Source organism: Staphylococcus sp. EG-SA-2 (assembly GCF_017152085.1).
In genome coordinates this window covers 1-3,523 of the sequence record NZ_JACYHC010000540.1, presented here as the reverse complement: position 1 = coordinate 3,523, position 3,523 = coordinate 1, and the positions used below count along the sequence as shown (strand labels likewise).

The window sequence follows — 3,523 nt, the reverse complement described above, 5'->3', positions numbered from 1 at the left end:
TTTCTCTAGTAGCATTAACGGTAGATAATATGCCACCACCCATTTCTAATATTTCAAGGTAAGACTTACCTTGACGTTTTAATGACATCTCATGTTCTCGAGATCCACCAAATGTTAAATGGGTATGTGCATCTACTAATGCTGGGGACACTACCTTCCCACTAGCATCAATCGTCTCAGTCGCATCGTAGTCATCTGTATGTGTTCCAGCATATACAATTTTGCCATCTTTAATGACAACTGTACCATTTTTCACAACATTTAATTCATCTAATTCCTTACCCTTCAAAGGTTTATCTGTTGATCTCGGTAAAATTAATTCTGCTATATGATTAATTATTAAATCATTCATTACTTATCACCTGCTTTATCAATCATTGGAATATGAATACCTTTTTCTTTAGCTGTTTGAATAGCGATGTCATAGCCAGCATCAACATGTCGGGCAACACCCATACCTGGGTCAGTCGTCAATACACGTTCCAATCTTCTTTCAGCACGCTCTGATCCATCTGCTACAACAACCATACCCGCATGAAGTGAATATCCCATGCCAACACCGCCACCGTGATGGAATGAAATCCATGAACCACCTGCAGCTGTGTTAATGAGTGCATTCAATACAGCCCAATCACCAACCGCGTCACTGCCATCTTTCATACTTTCTGTTTCACGGTTAGGACTAGCAACTGAACCAGCATCTAAATGGTCTCGTCCAATAACAATTGGTGCTGAAATTTCACCGTCACGTACAAGACGATTTAAAGCTAAGCCCATTTTCGCTCTTTCTCCATAGCCTAACCAAGCAATACGTGATGGTAGTCCTTGATATGAAATTTTTTCTTCAGCTAAATCAAGCCATCTTAATAACTTTTCATTTTCTGGGAAAAGTTTGCGCATTTCTTCATCCGCACGCTCGATATCTTTTGGATCACCACTCAACGCAGCAAAGCGGAATGGCCCTTTACCTTCACAGAATAATGGTCTAATGTAAGCTGGTACAAAGCCTGGGAAGTCAAAAGCATTTTTCACTCCGTTATTGAAGGCTACTTGACGAATATTGTTACCATAATCAAATGCTACAGCGCCACGTTTTTGGAATTCAAGCATTAATTCAACATGCTTTGCCATTGAAGCTTGTGACAGTTCAACATATTTTTTCGGATCTTTTTCACGCAATACTTTCGCTTCTTCTACAGAGTATCCTTGTGGCACATATCCATTTAGCGGATCATGTGCACTTGTTTGGTCAGTAATAATGTCAATTTTAAATCCTTTTTCTAGAATCGCTTGATGGATGTCTACAGCATTTCCAACTAACCCGATTGATAATCCTTCTCCACGTTCTTTCGCCTCTTCTGCTAATTTTAATGCTTCATCTAAATCAGCTGTTTTAACATCACAGTATTTCGTATCAATTCGCTTATCAACACGTGTTTCATCAACATCCACGCAAATTGCTACCCCATGATTCATAGTAATTGCTAACGGTTGCGCACCACCCATACCACCTAAACCTGCTGTCAGTGTAACAGTGCCTGCTAAATCTCCATTAAAGTGTTGATTACCTAGCTCGGCAAATGTCTCATAAGTACCTTGCACAATACCTTGAGAACCAATATATATCCAACTACCGGCTGTCATCTGTCCATACATGATTAAACCTTTTTTATCTAATTCATTAAAATGATCCCAGTTTGCCCATTCAGGCACTAATACTGAATTTGAAATTAATACACGTGGCGCTTCTTCATGTGTTTTAAATACAGCAACTGGCTTTCCTGATTGTACTAACATTGTCTCATCTGATTCTAATTCTCGTAACGTTTTCTCTATTGCTTCAAAAGCTTCCCAATTACGTGCTGCTTTTCCAATACCACCATAAACAACTAAATCTTCTGGTCTTTCAGCAACTTCTGGGTCTAAATTGTTGTATAACATTCTAAGTACTGCTTCTTGTTCCCAACCTTTACACTCAATACTCAAACCTTTTTTTGCTTGAATTTTTCTCATAAAATTCGCTCCTGTTCTTTTTAGAAGTTAATTCCACTAAATTTAAAACGCTTACATTATTATCTTCAATATTCATTATAGTATGTTAAAATATAGCCAACAAATATAAATAAACTAATTATCCATAGCTTGAATCTATAAATAAAAGGAGCAAAACACATGAAAATTATTCAGTTAGAATACTTCTTGGCTATCGTGAAATATAATAGTTTTACTAAAGCTGCACAATTTTTACATATTAGCCAGCCATCTTTAACTGCTACGATTAAAAAAATGGAAGCAGATTTAGGTTATGACTTATTTACACGTTCAACAAAAGACATCAAGATTACCGAAAAAGGAATACAGTTTTATCGTTATGCGAGCGAATTAGTTCAACAATATCGATCCACGATGGAAAAAATGTATGATTTAAGCGTTACATCAGAACCAAGGATAAAAATTGGGACTCTTGAATCTACGAATCAATGGATTGCGAATTTAATTCGAAAGCACCATTCCGACTACCCTGAACAGCAATATCGTTTATATGAAATACATGACAAACATCAATCTATAGAGCAATTACTGAATTTTAATATTCATTTAGCTATAACAAATGAAAAAATAACCCACGAAGATATAAGATCCATTCCTTTATATGAGGAATCTTACATTTTATTAGCACCCAAGGAAACATTTAAAAATCAAAATTGGGTAGATGTTGAAAATTTGCCACTCATATTACCAAACAAAAATTCTCAAGTGCGCAAACACTTAGATGACTATTTTAATAGAAGAAATATTCGTCCAAATGTCGTTGTAGAAACAGATCGATTCGAATCAGCAGTTGGATTTGTTCATCTCGGCTTAGGTTACGCTATCATTCCGAGATTTTATTACCAATCATTTCACACGTCTAATTTAGAATATAAAAAAATTCGTCCAAACTTAGGCCGAAAAATTTATATCAATTACCATAAAAAACGCAAACACTCCGAACAAGTACATACATTCGTACAACAATGCCAAGATTATTTATATGGACTTTTAGAGGCTCTTTAACTTAAGTTATTAGAGCCTCTTATGCAGTTGCGTAGTCAACTGTATACCTTTCGCCTTTAACTTAAGTTATTAGAGCCTCTTATGCAGTTGCTCAGTCAACTGTATACCTTTTGCCTTTAACTTAAGTTATTAGAGCCTCTTATGCAGTTGCTCAGTCAACTGTATACCTTTTGCCTTTAACTTAAGTTATTAGAACCTCTTATGCAGTTGCTCAGTCAACTGTATACCTTTTGCCTTTAACTTAAGTTATTAGAGCCTCTTATGCAGTTGCTCAGTCAACTGTAAAACAATTTCACAACCAATTTTATGATTTACATGTATAAATCATTACATTCAGACCAACAAACATAAATAAGCAGTAAGATGACTACAACTTAAGAGTCTTCTTACTGCAATTATTTTTCAAATATATCAACGTTAATATAACTTCTATTAAGAAATACTCACATTCTGCCCTGCAATGCAA

General features: G+C 35.6%; 2 protein-coding genes and 1 pseudogene. 1 reads left to right on the top strand and 2 read right to left on the bottom strand.

Features of this window, described 5'->3' with window-relative positions:
- Both IDG60_RS09025 and hutU read right to left on the bottom strand, forming a co-directional pair.
- Nucleotides 1-352: pseudogene (locus IDG60_RS09025) on the bottom strand (imidazolonepropionase); the annotation flags it as partial.
- A complete protein-coding gene (gene hutU / locus IDG60_RS09020) occupies nucleotides 352-2,013 on the bottom strand; it encodes a urocanate hydratase (RefSeq protein ID WP_001226823.1) in 1,662 nt (553 codons plus the stop codon). The gene hutU and the pseudogene IDG60_RS09025, both read right to left, overlap by 1 nt.
- A gap of 159 nt (nucleotides 2,014-2,172) precedes the next feature.
- On the opposite strand from hutU, the gene IDG60_RS09015 reads away from it, so the two are divergent.
- Nucleotides 2,173-3,057 carry a LysR family transcriptional regulator gene (locus IDG60_RS09015; RefSeq protein ID WP_000691839.1) on the top strand — a complete coding sequence of 295 codons (885 nt, stop codon included), beginning with the start codon at nucleotides 2,173-2,175 and terminating at the stop codon, nucleotides 3,055-3,057.
- Nucleotides 3,058-3,523: the final 466 nt, after the last annotated feature.

Bases quoted from the DNA above. Each gene is read 5' to 3' on its own strand.
- hutU (WP_001226823.1), bottom strand. From the start codon at position 2,013: ATGAGAAAAATTCAAGCAAAAAAAGGTTTGAGTATTGAGTGTAAAGGT.
- IDG60_RS09015 (WP_000691839.1), top strand. From the start codon at position 2,173: ATGAAAATTATTCAGTTAGAATACTTCTTGGCTATCGTGAAATATAAT.